Origin of the sequence: Marisediminitalea alba (assembly GCF_002993365.1) — a bacterium.
In the GTDB taxonomy this organism is placed as follows: Bacteria; Pseudomonadota; Gammaproteobacteria; order Enterobacterales; family Alteromonadaceae; genus Alteromonas; species Alteromonas alba.
The window spans coordinates 26,231-45,688 of sequence record NZ_PVNP01000160.1 but is presented as its reverse complement, the minus strand read 5'-3'; the positions used below and the strand labels follow the sequence as shown (position 1 = coordinate 45,688).

Below are 19,458 nucleotides of genomic sequence, written 5' to 3'. Positions count from 1 at the left end.
ATCAGCGTCATTACAAGGCTTTGGCCAAACACGCGAGCAAGAATTGACAGTCAAACGCCAGCGCAAGACTGACCAAAAAGAAATTAAACAGCTCAGGCGTGAATTGCGTGAAAAAGAAAAAGCCCTGGCAGAAACAGCCGCATTGTTGGTATTGAGAAAAAAGCTGGATGCGCTTTGGGAGAACGACAACGAGGACGATTAACCTCGATCTCAAAGCGCACGGAATTAGTGAAGTTAATTCGAGACGCTAAACAAGCCGGCGCTCGATTGCGCTTGGCGTGTGAAGAAGTTGAGATTAGCCTCAGAACTTATAAACGGTGGTTTAAGCGCGGTATTATTCAGGCCGATAAACGCCCTGAAGCCGTTCGTCCGACGCCCTCTAATAAGCTGTCGGAAGCGGAACAGCAGATGATATTGTCAGTGAGTAATGAAACGCGCTTTGCAAGTTTGCCGCCTACACAGATTGTGCCCACGTTGCTTGATGAGGGCGTGTATTATGCGTCGGAGTCGAGTTTTTATCGGGTGTTAAAAGCGCATAATCAACTTCATCACCGTGGGCGTAGCATGGCGCCGAATGCCAATAAGTTACCGGATACGTTCGTTGCTAACAGGCCTGGTGAAGTGTTCTGTTGGGATATTACATATTTACCCAGCGTGGTACGCGGGCAGTTTTACTACCTCTATATGTTAGAGGACATTTTCGGTCGTAAAATTGTGGGTGCCGAGGTCTATGAATGTGAATCGGGTGAGTATGCAGCTGAACTACTGCAACGCACGCTGATACATGAAAATGCGTTATATACTGGTGTGGTATTGCATTCAGACAATGGTGCACCCATGAAGTCGCAAACGATGCGAGCAAAAGCGTATGAACTGGGTGTAACGACATCATACAGTCGACCCAGAGTGAGTAACGATAACCCCTTTGCGGAGTCACTGTTTAGGACCTGCAAATATCGTCCAGACTGGCCTTCTCATGGGTTCAAAAGTCTAGAAGAAGCAAGGCGGTGGGTGTTAACGTTTACGCGCTGGTATAACTATGAACACAAACACAGTCAACTTAGGTTTGTCACACCGCATCAGCGCCACACGGGACAAGATAAATCGATACTAGCGAACAGACAGTCTCGCCTGGAACTGGCAAAGCAAGCTAATCCAAGCCGCTGGGGAAAACGCAAGATACGAAACTGCGAGCCAGTTGGGCCAACTACATTAAACCCAACCCGCGGGGTGAATGAGAAAAACGAAAGTAAAGCGGCTTAAAACGCTTTAAAGGTGACAACTAGCTTGAAAAACGCCGCAATTGTCGGTGGTCAGTATCAATGTAATGATAACCGGCATACTGGTCGGTAACTACAATGTTTTCTGGATTATCACCCAGTAATTTCTTTGCCGCCCAGGCGCCGCGTGAGAAGTGGGTCATGAAGCATGATAACTCTGCTGTGCAGACCTGCCACATCCAACGGTTTTCGTTGCCACGCTGATGACGGGTTTCATCGCAGTGTACCACCGCATTAGTGCGCATCATCTCTTTGATATCCTGATACGCTGGCGTCAGTACTGAACTAACCCGGCCCTGCGCTTCAGAGATAGCACCGCGACTGAACGATAAGCCGAAGTTCTGTTCGAGCTGTTGCTGGATTTTACTGATACTCTGGTGAAACTGACCGGACTGCATTGCCACACATGCCAGCAGGTTATTGCCCATCTGTCCCTGATTCACGTTGTCAGGTAGCGTTGCTTTTACCGTTTTGCTGCACTGACAACACTGACCCTGATGTAACTGATGTTCAACCACAGAGAAAGCCTGAGAAGGAATATCAAAAACCTGATGGCGGCGATACGGTGAATCACTGATAGTAATAGTACCACCGCAATCACACGTATCATCGGGATAGTACGTCAGGGTTTCATCAACGCTCTCGGCTAACATCCGCTTGCTACCTTTATGACCGGATTGCGCACCACGCTTACGGCCTGTCGGCTTTTTAGCTGGCGCAGAAGAGGACGCCCCCGGCCCATTAGACGATGGCGGACGCGACGAGTTACGACTGTTTTGATTCAGTCGGTCTTCGAGGTCATTTAGCCTGTCCCAGAGTGCTTGAATAACCAATTTTGCATCATCTAAGTTATCGACTGCGGGCGGCTTTGATAGCTGTTTTTTACGTGGCATGAAGTCACTTTGACAGACTGGGGGGATCAATCAATAGGATCCAAGAGATCACTGAAAATAAATATATTTAGCTGTCAATAGGGCCCTGCTGAACGGTTACAATTGTTTATATTACCGAATTGTAATGTAGGGGTAATCTGGTTGTCAGGCGATGGTGCTAACATCAGCAACAATTAATAAACAGTCATTGACTGCTGTCTGTCAAACACCAAGGAACGACGAGACCGTGAAAAGCGCCTTCATTCACATAATTATTGTGATTGCATTGCTCAGTGTGCAAGTGACTGAGTCATTTGCATTTGCGCAAATGCCATGCAGTGACGAAATGGCAGCGGAGATGGATCTCGGATCTCACGATATGCACAGCGCTCATGACATGATGAAACACTCGCAAAGCGATGATATGGATGATTGTTGTCAGCAAGATTGCTGTTGTCCAATGGCGATGTTTCATATTGGTCTTCTCTCTAGTCAAGCTCATTCGTCACCCGATGGCGTGTCGCTGAGTATTCAGTCTCTTAACCCAAACCTAAACCAAATCTTTTTAGGTGGATTGCAGCGCCCTCCGAAACACTCTCTCATTTAAGCAGGATAAGTCCGTCTAGAATCCGGGCAATGATATCGCTTGTTAGTCGAATGTTCGTAGCAAGCCATTTATTTAAACAATAGAAATGAGAAAGTAATTATGTCAATTATTACGCATCGCTCGATGTGGATAGCCTTGGTGTTTGCACTGTTTTTATCAGCATGTACCGACGCAACACAGATAAATAACGATTCAGAGGCAGTGACTGAATCCCCGATAACGTCCTTAACAGTCTACAAAAGCCGTTCTTGTAAGTGTTGCCAAAAGTGGGTGAACCATATTGAAGAGCACGGGTTCGACGCAGACGTATCCAATGTTACGTTAATGTCTCGAATTAAAGACAAATATGGTGTTGCGCCTAATTACCGTTCGTGCCATACGGCATTGTCCCCAGGCGGTTTTGTTTTTGAAGGTCACATTCCAGCAAAATTCATTCAGCAATTTTTAGACAATATACCTGAAGGCGCCATCGGACTCAGTGTGCCGGCTATGCCAATTGGCTCACCTGGTATGGAAGTCGGTGATCAATTTCGTCCTTATCTTATTCTGCAACTCAATGACGATGGCAGCGCAACCACTTATGCCGAAGTTAATACCTATGAGGAGCAATTCTAATGAGACGCTTTTCATTTCATGTCATTGTACTAATGACGCTTTTGAATACTGGGCTCGCCCAAAGTCAAACCAAGTCGGTATTGACATTGGAGCAGGCTGTTGAAATCGCGATTAACAACGACCCTTGGCTTGTAGGCAGTGAGTATCGCGAGCAAGCCATTGTTTCAAGTAGCGTGGCAGCCGCTAGTTTGCCGGACCCGGTAGTTAATATTGGTTTGGCGAACTTACCAACAGATGGATTCGCATTCGATCAAGAACCCATGACGCAACTTAAGGCAGGGGTTTCGCAGATGTTCCCCAGAGGGGATTCGTTAGATATTCGTTCTCGTCAATTAAGAGAGCAAGCCGCCGAGCACCCATTAATGCGTGCTGATCGCATCGCCCGCACACGTGTGCAGGTCTCTGATATTTGGCTTGAAATTTATCGCGCGCAGCAGAGTATTAAGCTAATCCATCAAGATAGGGCATTGTTTGAGCAACTCAGTGACATTGCCAAAGCGAATTATGCGACCGCCCTTGGACGCGTGCGACAGCAAGACATCATTAGGGCAAAGTTAGAATTGACGCGGTTAGAAGACAGATTAACAAAACTACAAGCACTGGAAGAACGCGCCACAGGTAAGTTATTGGAATGGATCCTAAAAAACCAGCAGTCTGCACGCCAACTTGGCTTTGATGCATTTAGCGCGTTGCAGTTGCCTAATACATTACCTGCCATTGCAAAAATCACTGACAACACGTTGTTAATGGTAAAAAGGAAAAACCAACAACAGCTCGCGGAAATACTCGCAGATCACCCTTATATTTTATCCATTAATCAACGTATCAGAGCGAGTCAAACCGGGGTTGAGTTAGCTAAAGAAAAATACAAACCCCAATGGGGCGTAAATGCCAGTTACGCTTTTCGCGATGATACCCCGGCAGGTGCAAGTCGAGCTGATTTTTTGTCAGTCGGTGTTAGTTTTGATTTACCTATTTTTACTGAAAACCGTCAAGACAAAGAAGTCTCTGCAGCCGTAAATCAATCAGAAGCCATAAAGACTGACAAGTTACTCGCACTGCGCGAAATGATGTCTGCCATCCAGTCGTTATACGCTGAGCGAGAACGTTTAACTGACAGGCAATCGTTATACAACGACGAGTTATTAGCACAAATGCAAGAACAAGCAGATGCGTCCTTGAATGCCTACACCAATGATGACGGCGATTTCGCCGAAGTTGCTCGCGCGCGTATCGCGGATTTGAATGCGCGTATTGATGCATTGGATATCGATGTGGATCTCGTCAGAACAAACATTCGACTTAATTATTATTTCAATACCACCGCAGGTATTTCCAAGACTCAATTCGGAGAACAATAATGAATAACACGAAAGCCATTATTTTAGGATGTGTTATCGGCGGTGCAATGACTGCGTTAGCATATACATCCCTACTTCCTTCTGATGCACCATCTAACGCAGCAGGGCAAAGCACAGAACCCCAGCCACTCTATTGGGTGGCACCGATGGATCCCAATTACCGTCGTGATGAACCGGGTAAATCTCCGATGGGAATGGATCTCGTCCCCGTTTATGAGGAGAGCACCGGAGGTAATGAAGGTCCGGGAACCATTAGCATATCACCCAATGTAGTTAATAATTTAGGGGTAAGAACAGCATCGGTTCAACGCCGCTCGCTGCATGTCCCTATTCGTACGGTTGGCTATTTGCAATACAATGAAGACACCTTGATACATATCCACCCACGCGTTGAAGGTTGGGTAGATACACTGCATGTGAAAGCCTCGGGAGAGTATGTCAAAAAAGGCGAACCATTGTATTCGCTCTATTCCCCAGAATTGGTCAATGCGCAAGAAGAGCTGCTGATCGCGATGCGCCGCGGGAGCGACGATTTGATCAATGCTGCTCGGTCGCGGTTAGATGCGTTGCAAATGCCAAATGAAGCGATTCAGTCCTTAATATCGAGCAAAAAAGTTCGTCAAACGATCACTTTTTCGGCACCGCAAACCGGGTTTGTTGACAATTTAAATATCCGCGAAGGATTCTTTATCAAGCCAGGCAATACCCTCCTATCCATTGGTGCGTTGGATGAGGTGTGGGTTGATGCTGAAATCTTTGAACGGCAATCCGCGCAAGTCACTGTTGGACTTCCCGTCACAATGACGTTAGATTTTTTACCCGGCAAAACATGGGAGGGTGAGGTTGATTACGTCTACCCCACACTTGAACAGAGCACTCGAACGCTACGGGTTCGGTTACGCTTTAAAAATGCCGATTACGCGCTTAAGCCGAACATGTTTGCCCAGATCACAATACATTCAGACTTTGACTCAGACAACGTTCTTGTGCCATCAGAAGCGGTTATCAGAACCGGCACGCAAGATCGTGTTGTCTTGGCGTTGGGTGACGGGCAATTCAAGTCCATTGCCGTAGATGTAGGTCGAGTGGTAGAGGACTACACTGAGATTACTACAGGTCTCATCGACGGGGATCAGATTGTCACCTCGGCACACTTTTTACTCGATTCAGAAAGCAGTATCAGTTCAGATTTTAAACGGATGGAAGCACCTGGTGCACTCCCGTCGTCGGTTTTTACCGAAGCCACCATCACCGATGTTATGCCCTCACATAACATGATAACAGTGAACCATGGCGCCATCAGTGAATGGGATTGGCCAGAAATGACAATGGATTTTACTGTCGCTAACCACGTAGACCTAACGAGTTTGCGGCAAGGTATGGGGGCGCATATTGAAATTAGTAAAGAAAACGATGGTCAGTATGTGGTAACGACGGTGCATATCATTGACGACAATGCTGATACACAGACGATAAATGGACGCACTATATGGACTGAAGCAACGATTAATTCGGTTATGCCCTCACACAAAATGCTAAATCTTGACCACGGAGCAATTGAAGCGTGGGATTGGCCCGCGATGACAATGGATTTCTTTGTTGCTGACACTATCGATTTATCACAGTTGAAAGCTGGTATGGATTTGCATATTGAAATCACCAAAACCGGTGATAGCGACTATCTGGTAACAACCATCCATGTAAAATCAGCAGAACCAAGTTCAGCGCAAAGCGCAATGGTGACAGGCACCATTAATGCCATCAATACGCAGTCTCGTGTAGTCAATATTTCACGTGAAGCGATCCCAAAGTGGGATAGGCCTGCGGCAACTCTTGACTTTACCTTGAGCGACGATATCGATATCAGCCAATTTACGGTCGGTGCTGACATTACATTTACGTTTGAGATCACTGACGGCAACTTTAGGATCCTGAGCATTCAGTCTGAAAGCCAAGATGCTTCGATGGATCATAGCAACCATGGAGGAGCACACGAATGATCGCTGCTATTATTCGATGGTCAGTTTCCAACCGCTTCTTCGTATTACTGACGACCTTAATTATTATCGGCGGTGGTTTATTCACGATAAAGAATACACCAATTGATGCATTGCCCGACCTATCTGATGTCCAGGTCATCATTAAGACGAGTTACCCTGGACAAGCACCTCAGGTGGTTGAAGATCAGGTGACTTATCCGCTTACAACAGCGATGTTGTCGGTACCAGGCGCTAAAACAGTCAGGGGTTATTCTTTCTTTGGCGACTCATATGTCTACATCATTTTTGATGACAGCACGGATCTATATTGGGCCCGAAGCCGCGTATTAGAATACCTGTCTCAAGTTGCTCCCAATTTGCCTGAAAATGCTCGGCCACAATTAGGCCCAGATGCAACGGGTGTGGGTTGGGTTTACTTGTATGCATTGGTTGACCGCACAGGCAAAAACGACATATCACAACTACGTAGTCTGCAGGATTGGTTTCTCAAGTACGAACTGCAAACCGTTCCCGGTGTCTCTGAGGTTTCTGCGCTAGGCGGTATGGTAAAGCAATATCAAGTTAAAGTTGATCCTGAAAAACTGCGGGCTTATGGGATCCCGCTATCGCATATTCAAACGGCCATCAAAAGAGGCAACAAAGAAGTTGGCGCATCTGTTATTGAAATGGCTGAGGCTGAATATATGGTCAGGGCGACAGGGTATATTTCAAGCAAACAAGATATCGAAACGATCCCTCTCGGCGTGAATGAAAATGGTACGCCGCTGTTGGTTAGGGATATCGCGGATGTGCAATTAGGTCCTCAAATGCGCAGGGGTATCGCTGAGCTGAATGGCGAAGGAGAAACCGTAGGCGGCATCGTTGTTATGCGATTTGGAGAAAATGCTCAAACAACCATTAACGGAGTCAAAGCTAAACTCGACGATCTTAAAAAAGGATTGCCGGATGGCGTCGAAATCGTCACGGTTTACGATCGCTCAGCTTTGATTGAACGGGCGGTAGATAACTTGGCCTCTAAACTGGTAGAAGAGTTTATCGTCGTTGCCCTAGTGTGTATCGCGTTCTTATTTCATGTACGCTCTTCGTTGGTCGCAATTATAAGTATTCCTGTCGGAATCATCACGGCAATCATCGTGATGTATATGCAAGGTATCAATGCGAACATCATGTCCTTGGGGGGGATCGCTATTGCTATTGGTGCAATGAGCGATGGGGCCATTGTCATGATCGAAAATATGCATAAGCATATGGAGCGAACCCCCCTGACGAAAGAAAATCGATGGCAGGTCGTCATGGATTCAGCGTCTGAAGTCGGACCTGCGCTGTTTTTCAGTTTGTTGATCATCACCGTTAGTTTCGTACCAGTGTTTACGCTAGAAGCGCAAGAGGGCAGGATGTTCTCGCCGCTTGCATTCACCAAAACATATGCGATGGCCGCTTCCGCAGCGCTTGCTATCACCTTGGTGCCAGTTTTGATGGGGTACTTTGTGCGCGGTAAAGTACTTGCGGAGCATAAGAATCCTGTTAATCGGTTCTTGACGTTTTTATACATGCCAACACTGAAAACGGTATTACGTTTTCCCAAGTTGACCATGCTGGTCGCCGTTATTGTACTGGGAATTGGGCTTTGGCCAATTGATAAGATCGGTAGCGAATTTATCCCGCCGCTTGATGAAGGTGACTTAATGTATATGCCGACGACTTATGCCGGTATTTCGATAGGTAAAGCACGCGAGTTATTGCAACAAACCAATAAACTGATCAAGACCGTTCCTGAGGTCGAAACGGTGTTTGGCAAGGTCGGCCGAGCCGATACGGCAACCGATCCTGCGCCATTAACAATGATAGAAACGTTTATACAATTAAAACCTCAAGATCAATGGCGTGAAGGCATGACGACACAGGATCTGATCAAAGAATTTGATGCTGTGGTTAATTTGCCGGGGTTAACGAACGCATGGGTTATGCCAATTAAAACGCGGATTGATATGTTGGCTACCGGTATTAAGACCCCCGTTGGCATCAAGATTGGAGGTCCAGATCTTATGGAAATTCAAAAGATTGGTCAACAAATTGAAACGATACTTTCAGATGTTGAGGGCACGGCATCCGTTTATTCAGAGCGCGTTGCCGGCGGGCGTTATGTCAAAGTCGATATCCAACGTGAACGGGCCGCTCGCTATGGTCTCAACATAGCAGACGTTCAACAAGTTGTTTCTAGTGCGATTGGAGGAATGAATGTTACACAGAGCGTCGAAGGATTAGAGCGCTACCCAGTGAATATTCGATATCCACAATCATATCGCTCATCACCTGAATCATTGTCATTGTTGCCTATTGTCACACCACAAGGCAAACGCATTGCGTTGGCTGATGTCGCGGATGTGTATATTGAAGATGGTCCCCCAGGCATTAAAAGTGAAAATGCACGCCTTAATGGCTGGGTGTATGTGGATATTGATGGCGTAGACATTGGCTCTTATGTCGTCGCGGCGCAGCAGGTCGTCAGTGAGGAGCTGGTATTGCCTGCAGGATACTCCATAACGTGGTCGGGACAATATGAATATATGATGCGGGCAAAAGAAAAATTAACCTATGTAGTGCCATTGACTTTAGCTATTATCGTGATCTTGTTATACCTCAACTTCCGCAATTTTATTGAAGTAGCGATCATCATGGGAACGTTGCCTTTATCGATGGTCGGTAGTATTTGGCTTATGTACTTAGAGGGGTTTAACTTTTCAGTGGCAGTGGGCGTTGGCTTCATTGCATTGGCCGGGGTCGCTGTCGAGATTGGCGTCATTATGCTGGTGTACTTGAATCATGAGTACCAGGCGTTAATCGACAAATGCAAAATGGACGGTATCAAACCCACCGTAGGAATGCTAACCGAAGCCGTATTGCATGGCGCGGGTTTGCGTGTCCGGCCAGTCATGATGACGACCGCAACCATTATATTCGGACTATTACCGGTACTTTATGGCTCAGGTACGGGGTCTGAAGTGATGAGTCGTATCGCTGCGCCCATGGTGGGCGGGATGGTCAGTGCGATTTTATTGACGCTACTTATTTTACCAGCCATTTATTTAATATGGCGAAAACAGCAGCTCAAAACGATGAGTAATTGGTAGTTATGCGTCGCCTTGCTCGTCGGTTACACCGATACCTACTGTTGATTGTCGGTGTGCAGATGCTCCTCTGGTCAGTGAGTGGACTCTACATGGTCTGGTTTGATATCCACTATATTCATGGCGATCATTTCATGAAAAGTTCGCCCGCGCTTTCATCATTGTCAACGGTAAACGTTGGCTTTGATGAGATAGTCGCTCGCTACCCTGATGCTAAGTCAATCGTTTTGGGCAGTGTGGGGGAGATGCCGGTTTACCGATTAACCCTCACCAGTAAGACGCACCTGATCAGCGGCTTATCAGGAGACGTCATCCAACCGTTGTCAGACAAACAAGCCGCCGCCATCGCAATGTCCAGGTCAAGTCGGTCGTATGAGGTCGACAATGTGACCTTGCTGGGTGAAAACGAAGAGGATAGTCCGGTTGGGCAACGAGGACGTCCATTATGGCGAGTTGAATTTAAAGGCGCACTTGCGCCAACATTTTACGTCAGTCAAGACACAGGTACGGTTGAATATATTCGACATGCCCCTTGGCAAGTATTTGATTGGTTATGGCGCCTCCATATTATGGATTACCAAGAAGGTGAAGACGTTAGTAATACACTATTAGTGAGCATGACTATCATAGGGCTGTTGGCCGCATTAGCAGGCTTGCTATTGCTGCCTTATTCCTTTTCGTCATCGCGAAAGGCAGCTGACTGAAATGTTCTGGCGGATCATTCACAAATACCTTGCATTAATTGTGTTTTCACAATTAATGGTTTGGCTCGCTACGGGTTTTTTACTCGGACAGGCTGAGCACAGTAAACCGCTCTCCAGAATCGCAAGTGACGCTATTGCAGGAAGTGTATTAACGCCAAACCTAATATCCGTCGAGAACGTCCTTATACGCTCACCCAATGCACTCTCTATTGAGCTGCTTAGCTTGTTGGGAAACCCGACCTATAAGGTTATGACGCACTATGCTAGACATGCCAATGAAAGAGAGTATGAGTTAATAGACGCGATAAAGGGAAATAAAATAGAACTAACAGCGAACGATATCCGTGATCTGGTCAACAATCAGTTCCGGCTAACTTCGCCTATTCAAGATTTGCGCCGTGTTGATCCGCCGATAGAGCATCTACCCAAAGAGCAACAATCGGTTTGGCATGTACGTTTATCAGACAGAGAAACGACACACATTTATGTCCGAGCATCGACAGGGGAATTGGCCGGCGTCGTCGATAGCAACAGGGAATGGACAAACTTGTTGATGCTATTGCACTTTATGGATTATCAGAACACCGGCTCATTTAATCACTGGTGGATCAAGGCTCTCGCGTTACTGACTGTGCTGATGAGTATTTCAGGAATTACGTGGCTGGTTAGCCTCGTTAAAAATAAGCAAGTATTCATTGGGTGGTGGTATAGAAAGCAAGACTTAGTGGTACGAGATCAGCAAGGTTACCTCCAAAACGTCGTTGCTAAGGACAATGAATCACTTCTGGATTGTCTACAGCACAACGCCCTTTCTATTGGGTCAGTATGTGGGGGAGGGGGAACATGCGGCCAATGTATTGTGCGCCTTGATCCATCGGCTGCCATTTCAGTTGCAGAACGATACCGCTTATCTCAAGACAGGTTGTTGTCCGGGTATCGTTTAGCTTGTCAGCAAAACACTGATTTGAAAGGCAACGTTCAGCTTGTAGAGTCTCCAAACCCCAAAACAGTATCATGCGAGTTGCTCTCAAACACATTCATTACACCCTTTATCAAAGAATTAAGATTTAAATATCAAGGCAGTGTTCCACTGGATTTTAAGCCTGGCAGTTTTGTTCAATTCACGATTAAAGAAGGTCAATCTTTAGCGTTTCCGAAAGACTTACCGAGACGCTATCAGCCTTATTGGCCGCGTTTTGAATCAGCTACATTTTCCCATCCAACCACTGTCAGGCATTATTCAGTTGCAAACCGAAATGATGGTAGTGGCGTGATTACATTTAATATAAAAATGCAACCGGCACAATCTAACAATCAAAGACCTGGCATCGGTTCTTTCCATCTTGGTAATTTAAATGTGGGCACGGTGATTGATATAGCTGCGCCTCAAGGAGGATTTAACATACCGGAGGACCTTGGAGCACGAGAAATTGTGTTGATTGGTGGGGGCTCGGGTATAGCACCTCTAAAAGCTCTAATCGATGAACTAATATTTGGCTTGCATTCGACACTGCCTATAACCCTCTTTTATGGCGCCAAACACCCTGCTGAACTGGCAAATTATTGTTGGTTGAAAGCGGTTGAAACACAGCATTCTAATTTTACCTATCAACCGATTGTTTCAAACGCCTCTTCAATTTGGTGTGGACCGGTGGGGCGCGTGCAAATACCTTTGGCCGTATTTTTAGATACACACCGCGACCTCCATCGGTGTTTGTTTTTCCTCTGCGGTCCTCCGGCAATGATGAACGATGTAACCCAATTACTATTACGCTACTCCGTCAATGAAAATGCTATACAAATCGATTCATTTTCACCATTTACTACTACTTAAAACTACCGAGGTTTATTTATGAAAACACTATTGTCAACGTTCTTACTGACCGCTCTTTTCTTGAGCACAAGCAGTTATGCTCACACATCGTTGAAAACGTCCATGCCAAAAAACAATGCGATGTTAATGTCATCGCCTCCACAATTGTCCGTTGTTTTTACTGAGCCAGTTCGTTTGGCCAAATTGACGTTAAATTCTCAAAACGGCGAGCCTGTCGACTTTAATTTTTCTCCATCGATGGAGTCTAGCACTTTCTTTAATTACGACTTACCGACGTTATCGCCGGGTAACTATACCGCACAGTGGATGTTACTTGGTGAGGATGGGCACAAAATGGACGGTTCATTTGACTTCATGGTTCACGGAAGCAAGTCCATGCAAGATGACAAAAAAGCCCATAGTCAACACAAAGACCATTAAAGAGGAAGATTAAAATGGCAATATGGGAAGTATTGATCCTATCCACTAAGCTTGCGGTCTATCTCGGGCTTTCGGCGCTTTTGGGGGGATTTCTGATCCTTCTTATAGCGCCTTTTATTCAAGATAAGCTGTCTCAAGCCAGACTGCTTTGGCAAACATACATTATTAAATATATGGCAGTGTTTGCCTTAATTGGTGTATTGGCGACTATTTTGGATTTCTTTTTTCAGGTGGGGGCGCTGTCTCAAAGTGGTTTTACCGGCATGTTTGATGCTGTCATGCAAAATATGGTTGCACAATCTGCACTAGGGACCGTTGCGATCAGTAGGCTGTGTGTGTTTATCGTGGGTTTAGTATTCTGTGGGATGGTTTATTGGCAACTCACTCGCAAAATAACGCCTAATTTTTTTGTGACACTCATTGTTGCTATTATTCAGTGGGGGAGCGTTGGATATACATTCATGCTCTCTGGTCACACTGTCCAGCTTGATAGTTTATATGGATATGCGTTGGCTGTGCATGTGATCATCGCGCTAAGCTGGATGGGCGCTCTTTGGCCGTTGTCAGCAGCATGCCTACACCTATCGCCTACACCGCTATACAGTCTGATGCGGCAATTTGGTCATCTTGCTATAGGACTGGTGAGCCTGCTGCTCCTTGCCGGCACTCTGCTAGCATGGGAGCTAGTTGGTTCTGTAGGTAATTTATTCAATCAAATCTATGGACAAAGCCTGCTGTTAAAGCTGGGCTTTGTCAATGCGATCCTGCTGCTTGCCGCATGGCATAAATTAAAATTAACGCCCAAGCTTTTAACGCACAGTAACGCAGCGATAGACATGCGCCGTTCGATCCAAATTGAAATGCTCATTGGACTATGCATTTTTCTGATCACCGCTGTTTTGACTACTGTTCTTGGTCCTCAATCTTAACTTTGGATTTATCTGAAAATTAATTACGTTTTAACGACTGTTTTGTCTATTGCGCTGCTTTCATTTAGTACGTTTGCTCATGAGCCACTCAAATCAATAGAGCACTCTGCAACTCACTTCAGTGGCTTGGATACTGCAGCGGGTCGCAGTGTGCTCGCTTATCACGAAGCATTATCTAATGGACAAGCGGATGACGTCATGAGTGCATTGACATCCGAAGTCATTATTTTAGAGGGATCGCGAATAGAACGCAGTGCTGAAGAATATCGACAACATCATTTACACGGTGATATGCGGTTTTCTGCGGCTGTCAAAACCACAACAATTGAACATCATGTTCGCGTTTATGGGGATACGGCGGTCTCAATTGCCAGAAGCCACACCCTTGGCACATACAAAGGTAAACAAATTGATAAGCAAGGAAATGAAACACTGGTACTTAACCTTATCAATGGTCATTGGAAAATAAGTCATATCCACTGGTCCCATTAACACTTTAATTTATAGGAAAACTTTAAATGACGTTACTTATGCGAATCTCACTCGTCCTGATGTTAAGCACAACTACACTGGGCGTCTTTGCATCACAGGCAGATGAAGACAAAGCGACGATTGAAGAAATTATCATTGCTATTGAAAACGGTTGGGAGTCGGGCCAAGGACGGCCTTTTTATGAACACTATCTCGACCATAAAGGTGCTCGATACATTGAATCAGGCGGCCAAAACACAGGATTAAGTGATCTCGTCGAAAATCATGTGGAGCCAGAGAAAGAAGTACTCAAACGCCTCACCATCGATATATTGGATATGGATATTACAATTGATGACGATATGGCATGGGCGATTACGACCGTAAATGTGTCTGGTGAAGTAAGAAAAACTGGCTCAACATTTGACAAAAAGGGCTACCAAACGTACTTGTTTAAACGAACGAGTAAAGGATGGAAAGTCATACATTCACATTCGTCTACCCGCGATAAAAAGCCCCACAAGCATCATTAAGCGACGTCAGTATGCCCATCACTCGCAACGTTACCCTAGACATCATGCGCACGGTCGCCATTGTATTAATGGTGATCTTTCACTTCGCGTATGACTTGCGGTTCTTTGGCTGGGTAGATTGGAGTGTGCCAAATGGTCCTGGCTGGAAACAATTTCGGTATGTCATTTTATCACTCTTTTTCTTAAGTGTGGGTGCATCATTGGTGTTCGCTCATCACCAACGCGTGGATTTGAAATCCTTTGCGAAGCGAATAATGTGGATAGTGGTATGGGCATGCGTTATATCACTATTTACTTATTGGTTTTTCAATAGTAATTGGATATTTTTTGGTGTTTTACACTTTATCGCCGTGGCCAGTGTACTATGCCTTCCCTTCGCACGTTATCCAGTCATGGCTTGTTTTATTGGGATAGGGATTATTACACTGTTCTTAACGAATGTGGTTACAAGTAAATGGCCGTTTAACTTATGGGAATTGGGGCTGCCGTCATCACCCAACGATTATGTTGCACTATTTCCTTGGGTTGGCGTTGTATTGCTGGGCATTGGCGTTGGCCATATGTTTATTAAGGGTATAGATCCCTGTGCTTCACTGAAATTATCAACTAAAATCACGTTTTTAGGACGTCACAGTCTTGCTGTGTATGTGTTACATCAACCTCTGTTTTTTGTAACATTAGGCAGCGTGTATTGGCTTTCGCATTCGGTTATGTGAGTCTAAGTTGAAGATGAGACAATGATAATAAGGGACCTTTGACAAAAGTAGAGCGTTGTTTGTTTTACAAGTAGTCTCGGCGTTTCTAGCACTTGTATATCAGTAATAGTGTGGATATACTTAGCGTACAACAACATTTTTAGGTAGGGACCGCTGTGCTTTTAGTGCCAACAAACCCAGATTACCGCTAGTCTTCAAACAATCTTGGGCGCTCTTTCTGGAATCCAGTATATTTTTGCCATAGACTGTTACATTGTGCTCCCGCGAGTACGTTAGTGATAGCGTCGTCTGTGGCCATTTCTTTTTCTGCCAATAATAGTCTCACCTGACAAGAAATTTCATGCATCGCCGCTTGTTTCGTAAAAAGGCTTTTATCACGTAAACAGACTCTAATAAAAATTAGACTATCGACCATGCATATCACCCGAAAAATGAACCGCGGAAGCCGCTCAGGATCTTGGTATTCACTGCGCTCTTCGGTCAACCAAAAATTTAAATTCTCTTCAAAACTTTTTAACCGTTTGTTAATACTCTGCAAGGCATTGTCATTTAATACACCAAAGCGGGTCATCTCTGCTTCGTAAAATGCTAAATCGAGTAGCGCTTCATAGTAAAGCATTCTTGCGTCATCTAATTTGTCTTTGACCATTTCGAAGCGTGAAATAGCATGTTCTTGTATTGCGATGACCTCTCTAAGAACACTCGGATCGCAACGAGCGGTAGTGCTGTCTTCAACTGACGTCATGCTTAGATCATCAAAGAAACGGTCATAACCGTCTTCAATTAGAAACCGGCGAAGATAAATCGATATCGCTAAATTTTTAAAAACAAGACCGTTTTGCGTCTCCGTCTCACTCATTAACTTATCGAAAGCGTTTGCCGCGTACTGAACTTTTTCTAAATTTATCTGCTCCAAACGTTCAATTTTTTGTTGGTGTCCGTCTGTGAGCCTCTTAATATCTTTCTCATGCCGCTCAGTGAGCGCTGAAATTTGACGTTGTGTTACCCCCCTTAACGCTAGTAGATCTTGATCTGTTGCCTCTTTTAGCGCCTCCAAGTCTTGTTCTGCTTTGTTTTTTACTGCTTGAGTTCGAGTACTTTGAATGTGGTTCATCCAAGCAATAACTGCAGAAATAACGGCAACTAGGATGGCTGTTAATGTTAATACTGTGGTGGCCAAATTGCGTGTAGCTTCATTAGTAAAGTCGCGCGAAGCTAACAATGTCTCTGATTTAACAGATTGATGCTGTTGCGTTAACTCGGATTGCAATCGTAAGCGAATCTCTTGCATATCAAGAATATCCAAAGATGATTTTATTTGCTCTAACTCAGATGCGCTAAGCGTTGAGGGTTGCATTTTGATCGCTTCATTATATAACGTTTTCACCGCATCAATATCTTGTTCAATACGCGCAAGTCGACGATTAACTTCTGCATTGGAAAGCGTAGCATTTTCCAATAGTCGTAAATCTCGATTAATCTCATCAACCTGTTTTTTAAGGCCAACTAATCCGCGATAGAAGTCTGCGTGAACATAGTCATCGGTATCGGCAAAGCAAATGGTGGGAAGAAGTAGAGTAAAAACTAACATCCATTTAAACACTGTATATATCCTAATTACTGCAACTGACGGTTGATCGCCATAGCGCTTGAGTAAGTATTACACCAGCTTAACGGTTTATTGTAAATCCCGCTGCAAAGAGCCTGCAAACCTAAGTTGAGGGTCGTATTTCTTTTTTAAAGCAATCAAACGCTCTACATGGTGACCGAAATAACTGGTCAATGGACAGTCGTTGCCCATGTCATAATTTTGGTAGGCATGGCCATTAAAAAATGGGGATAATCGTTCATAGGTTTGATTAACCCAGTCTATAACCTTGGTATTGTCTTGATCGGGCAGAGTCACACCCGTGATGCTACATACAAATGAGGCATCGCGATGAATAAATGCGGTTTCATGGGTCTCGATATCCTGGATCGCGCCACATAACGGATCGAGCATAATGCCCGCTGCGTTGTCTGGGCAAGACTGATAGCATTGCAAAAGCGCATCAATAAACTGTTCCGTAAGTTCACCTTCAATGATCCCATTGCGCCAATAAAGTGCGTGCCCTTGTTCATATTCATTTGACTGGCACTCTATGTATTGTTTATGCGTAACAGAGATATCGGCATCCGTTTCCCATTTTGCTATGTTATTTAGGTTGGAGTCAGGGTCTTCACTAAACCCCATAATTGATATTTTTGCATTTTGTAACGCTGAACGAGCGATGTATGCATATAAGAATTGCGTTCTCGGCCCCTGCAGTACAGCATCGCTGTATTGCTTTAAAATAGGCTTTGCCTTTTGAATTGGCCATTCAATGATACCTCCTTGAACATAAGCTGGAGCCGGGTGCAGCCTAAATGTTATGTGGGTGATAACGCCAAATTGAGAGCCGCCACTGCCGCGTAGTGCCCAAAAAAGATCAGAGTGTTCCAAAGTGTTTATAACTCTTTGCTGACCATCTGCTGTGATCAGATTAAACGCCAAGACATTGTCGCAACTTAACCCATGTTTGCGTGACAAAAAACCGATCCCGCCGCCTAACGTTGCTCCTACAACACCGACATCCGGGCAGGTGCCTAATGGGATCACTTTCTTATATTTCGATAAGAACAGATCCAAATTATGATTTTTCACACCCGCGCCCACTCTTACTGACTGACCAACTGCGCAAAGTTCTATACTTTGAAAGGCAGACATATCAAGGACAATGCCACCGTCAATAACGGCCGCACCCGTTACCCCATGGCCGCCGCCTTTAACTGATATTTGTAAATTAAGGCGATTGGCATAGTCAATTGTATTAATGATATCGACGTCTGACTCAGGCACGACTATCGCATATGGAAAATGTGAAATGGCTCGATTAAAAACATGACGCCGCGCTGAATAGCCTGTACTTCCAACGTCCCAGACACTGCCGCTTAACTTGTTTCGCAACGACAGTAAGTCAGATTCAGTTGGCTTCGTTGAAATAGTTTTATTGGTATCAATTGGGTTGAGCGGCGCTTCGTCAATGCTTTGCAATAAATCCCAATTTGTTCTGCTAAATGTCTTTGGGTCTATACGATTTAACAATTGCCAAAGGTATTGTGCAACAAGGCGCGGCGGTAGTAGCTTGTTCTCTTCATGTAAGCCTCTTAAAAAGGCCGACATCGGCAGTACATCGCTTGGCACTTGCCGGATTTTTTTTTGCATCGCTGTATCAACATTTCCGGGAGCTGCGGTGGCAAAAACAGCTACATCTTCATTAACTTCTTGTCTAAAACAACTACACACCATATTTAAAGCCGTTTTACTCACACAGTATGCTGATGCGCCTTTCACTGCACTAACGGGTTGCTCGCTTGTCAAATACAGTACGCGGCTATGTTTAAACTTATCCAGGCACAGTTGTGTTATCAAAAAGGGGATATCGCAGTTGATTCTTTGTGCCGTGCGCCATTCTTTGTAGCCTATTGATTGAATAGGTTTAAGCGGTGTGACAATACCTGCACAATGCACTAAGTAATCAATCTGTTCGTATTGGCTAAGCGTTTCTTGAATTTCAATCGTTGCCGCTTCGTTATTAAAATCAACGTGTTCTATGATGAGGCGGGGTTCAAATTTTTCATTGAACGCTCCTAGTCCTGAGCTATCACGACACAGTGCAACAACAAGCATATTTGGATCCCTTGATAAGAATTCATTAGTCAATGCTAATCCAATCCCTGATCCTGCACCGGTAATTACCGCAATTTTGTGTTTCGTCATTTCTTATTATCCGCTCACCCAATTAAAAATTGCATCTGGTATTCAGCATATGCCGCTGCAAAGTAGCTATGAGGAGACCTGTTGACGCAGCTTGAGCATAGATAATTTTGAACCAAGGATAAATAAATCGATGATTAGATTACGGAAATGTAATGATTCTGTAATCCGATTGTCGTGAAGGATTGATCT

The 19,458-nt window shown here is 44.9% G+C and carries 14 protein-coding genes and 2 pseudogenes; 13 read left to right on the top strand and 3 right to left on the bottom strand.

What is annotated here, in order from left to right; genetic code table 11:
* A pseudogene (locus C6Y40_RS14860) lies at nucleotides 1–1,263 on the top strand (IS3 family transposase); the annotation flags it as partial.
* Nucleotides 1,264–1,300: 37 nt separating this feature from the next.
* Here the strand turns inward: C6Y40_RS14860 and tnpC are convergent.
* Nucleotides 1,301–2,173: pseudogene (tnpC, locus tag C6Y40_RS14855) on the bottom strand (IS66 family transposase); the annotation flags it as partial.
* A gap of 226 nt (nucleotides 2,174–2,399) precedes the next feature.
* On the opposite strand from tnpC, the gene C6Y40_RS14850 reads away from it, so the two are divergent.
* The 12 genes from C6Y40_RS14850 to C6Y40_RS14795 all read left to right on the top strand — a co-directional run bounded on the left by C6Y40_RS14850 (nucleotide 2,400) and on the right by C6Y40_RS14795 (nucleotide 15,470).
* Entirely contained in the window at nucleotides 2,400–2,759 is a 360-nt protein-coding gene (locus C6Y40_RS14850) for a hypothetical protein (RefSeq protein WP_105935266.1), read from the top strand.
* A gap of 99 nt (nucleotides 2,760–2,858) precedes the next feature.
* Nucleotides 2,859–3,374: a DUF411 domain-containing protein gene (locus tag C6Y40_RS14845; protein ID WP_044447419.1), complete on the top strand. Its 516-nt coding sequence runs from the start codon at nucleotides 2,859–2,861 to the stop codon at nucleotides 3,372–3,374.
* Nucleotides 3,374–4,735: a TolC family protein gene (locus tag C6Y40_RS14840; RefSeq protein ID WP_044447421.1), complete on the top strand. Its 1,362-nt coding sequence runs from the start codon at nucleotides 3,374–3,376 to the stop codon at nucleotides 4,733–4,735. Before C6Y40_RS14845 ends, C6Y40_RS14840 begins: the two co-directional genes overlap by 1 nt.
* Nucleotides 4,735–6,735, top strand: a complete 2,001-nt coding sequence (locus C6Y40_RS14835) for an efflux RND transporter periplasmic adaptor subunit (RefSeq protein ID WP_105935260.1) — start codon at nucleotides 4,735–4,737, stop codon at nucleotides 6,733–6,735. The genes C6Y40_RS14840 and C6Y40_RS14835 overlap by 1 nt, the downstream gene beginning before the upstream one ends.
* Entirely contained in the window at nucleotides 6,732–9,866 is a 3,135-nt protein-coding gene (locus tag C6Y40_RS14830) for an efflux RND transporter permease subunit (protein WP_105935259.1), read from the top strand. Before C6Y40_RS14835 ends, C6Y40_RS14830 begins: the two co-directional genes overlap by 4 nt.
* A gap of 89 nt (nucleotides 9,867–9,955) precedes the next feature.
* Nucleotides 9,956–10,567 carry a peptidase gene (locus tag C6Y40_RS14825; RefSeq protein WP_240621975.1) on the top strand — a complete coding sequence of 204 codons (612 nt, stop codon included), beginning with the start codon at nucleotides 9,956–9,958 and terminating at the stop codon, nucleotides 10,565–10,567.
* A gap of 1 nt (nucleotide 10,568) precedes the next feature.
* Nucleotides 10,569–12,401 (top strand): 2Fe-2S iron-sulfur cluster-binding protein, encoded by a 1,833-nt coding sequence (locus C6Y40_RS14820; protein WP_105935257.1) that lies wholly within the window; start codon nucleotides 10,569–10,571, stop codon nucleotides 12,399–12,401.
* Nucleotides 12,402–12,419: 18 nt separating this feature from the next.
* Complete coding sequence (locus C6Y40_RS14815) at nucleotides 12,420–12,821, top strand: copper resistance CopC family protein (protein ID WP_071978933.1); 402 nt, start codon at nucleotides 12,420–12,422, stop codon at nucleotides 12,819–12,821.
* Nucleotides 12,822–12,835: 14 nt separating this feature from the next.
* Entirely contained in the window at nucleotides 12,836–13,750 is a 915-nt protein-coding gene (locus C6Y40_RS14810; protein WP_105935256.1) for a copper resistance D family protein, read from the top strand.
* Between the two features lie 42 nt (nucleotides 13,751–13,792).
* On the top strand, nucleotides 13,793–14,242 hold the full coding sequence (locus C6Y40_RS14805; protein ID WP_240621974.1) for a YybH family protein: 450 nt from the start codon (nucleotides 13,793–13,795) through the stop codon (nucleotides 14,240–14,242).
* Nucleotides 14,243–14,268: 26 nt separating this feature from the next.
* Nucleotides 14,269–14,754, top strand: coding sequence for a nuclear transport factor 2 family protein (locus tag C6Y40_RS14800; RefSeq protein ID WP_105935254.1), 486 nt, complete (start codon nucleotides 14,269–14,271; stop codon nucleotides 14,752–14,754).
* 11 nt (nucleotides 14,755–14,765) lie between these two features.
* Entirely contained in the window at nucleotides 14,766–15,470 is a 705-nt protein-coding gene (locus C6Y40_RS14795; RefSeq protein WP_105935253.1) for an acetyltransferase domain-containing protein, read from the top strand.
* A gap of 187 nt (nucleotides 15,471–15,657) precedes the next feature.
* Here C6Y40_RS14795 and C6Y40_RS14790 read toward each other — a convergent pair whose 3' ends face one another.
* Nucleotides 15,658–17,073, bottom strand: a complete 1,416-nt coding sequence (locus C6Y40_RS14790) for a hypothetical protein (protein WP_105935252.1) — start codon at nucleotides 17,071–17,073, stop codon at nucleotides 15,658–15,660.
* 75 nt (nucleotides 17,074–17,148) lie between these two features.
* Nucleotides 17,149–19,269, bottom strand: a complete 2,121-nt coding sequence (locus tag C6Y40_RS14785) for an SDR family NAD(P)-dependent oxidoreductase (RefSeq protein ID WP_105935251.1) — start codon at nucleotides 19,267–19,269, stop codon at nucleotides 17,149–17,151.
* Nucleotides 19,270–19,458: the final 189 nt, after the last annotated feature.

What these genes read in the sequence shown, in the direction of transcription:
- C6Y40_RS14845 (WP_044447419.1), top strand. Translation starts at nt 2,859, where the DNA reads ATGTCAATTATTACGCATCGCTCGATGTGGATAGCCTTGGTGTTTGCA.
- C6Y40_RS14840 (WP_044447421.1), top strand. Translation starts at nt 3,374, where the DNA reads ATGAGACGCTTTTCATTTCATGTCATTGTACTAATGACGCTTTTGAAT.
- C6Y40_RS14835 (WP_105935260.1), top strand. Translation starts at nt 4,735, where the DNA reads ATGAATAACACGAAAGCCATTATTTTAGGATGTGTTATCGGCGGTGCA.
- C6Y40_RS14830 (WP_105935259.1), top strand. Translation starts at nt 6,732, where the DNA reads ATGATCGCTGCTATTATTCGATGGTCAGTTTCCAACCGCTTCTTCGTA.
- C6Y40_RS14825 (WP_240621975.1), top strand. Translation starts at nt 9,956, where the DNA reads ATGGTCTGGTTTGATATCCACTATATTCATGGCGATCATTTCATGAAA.
- C6Y40_RS14820 (WP_105935257.1), top strand. Translation starts at nt 10,569, where the DNA reads ATGTTCTGGCGGATCATTCACAAATACCTTGCATTAATTGTGTTTTCA.
- C6Y40_RS14815 (WP_071978933.1), top strand. Translation starts at nt 12,420, where the DNA reads ATGAAAACACTATTGTCAACGTTCTTACTGACCGCTCTTTTCTTGAGC.
- C6Y40_RS14810 (WP_105935256.1), top strand. Translation starts at nt 12,836, where the DNA reads ATGGCAATATGGGAAGTATTGATCCTATCCACTAAGCTTGCGGTCTAT.
- C6Y40_RS14800 (WP_105935254.1), top strand. Translation starts at nt 14,269, where the DNA reads ATGACGTTACTTATGCGAATCTCACTCGTCCTGATGTTAAGCACAACT.
- C6Y40_RS14795 (WP_105935253.1), top strand. Translation starts at nt 14,766, where the DNA reads ATGCCCATCACTCGCAACGTTACCCTAGACATCATGCGCACGGTCGCC.
- C6Y40_RS14785 (WP_105935251.1), bottom strand. Translation starts at nt 19,269, where the DNA reads ATGACGAAACACAAAATTGCGGTAATTACCGGTGCAGGATCAGGGATT.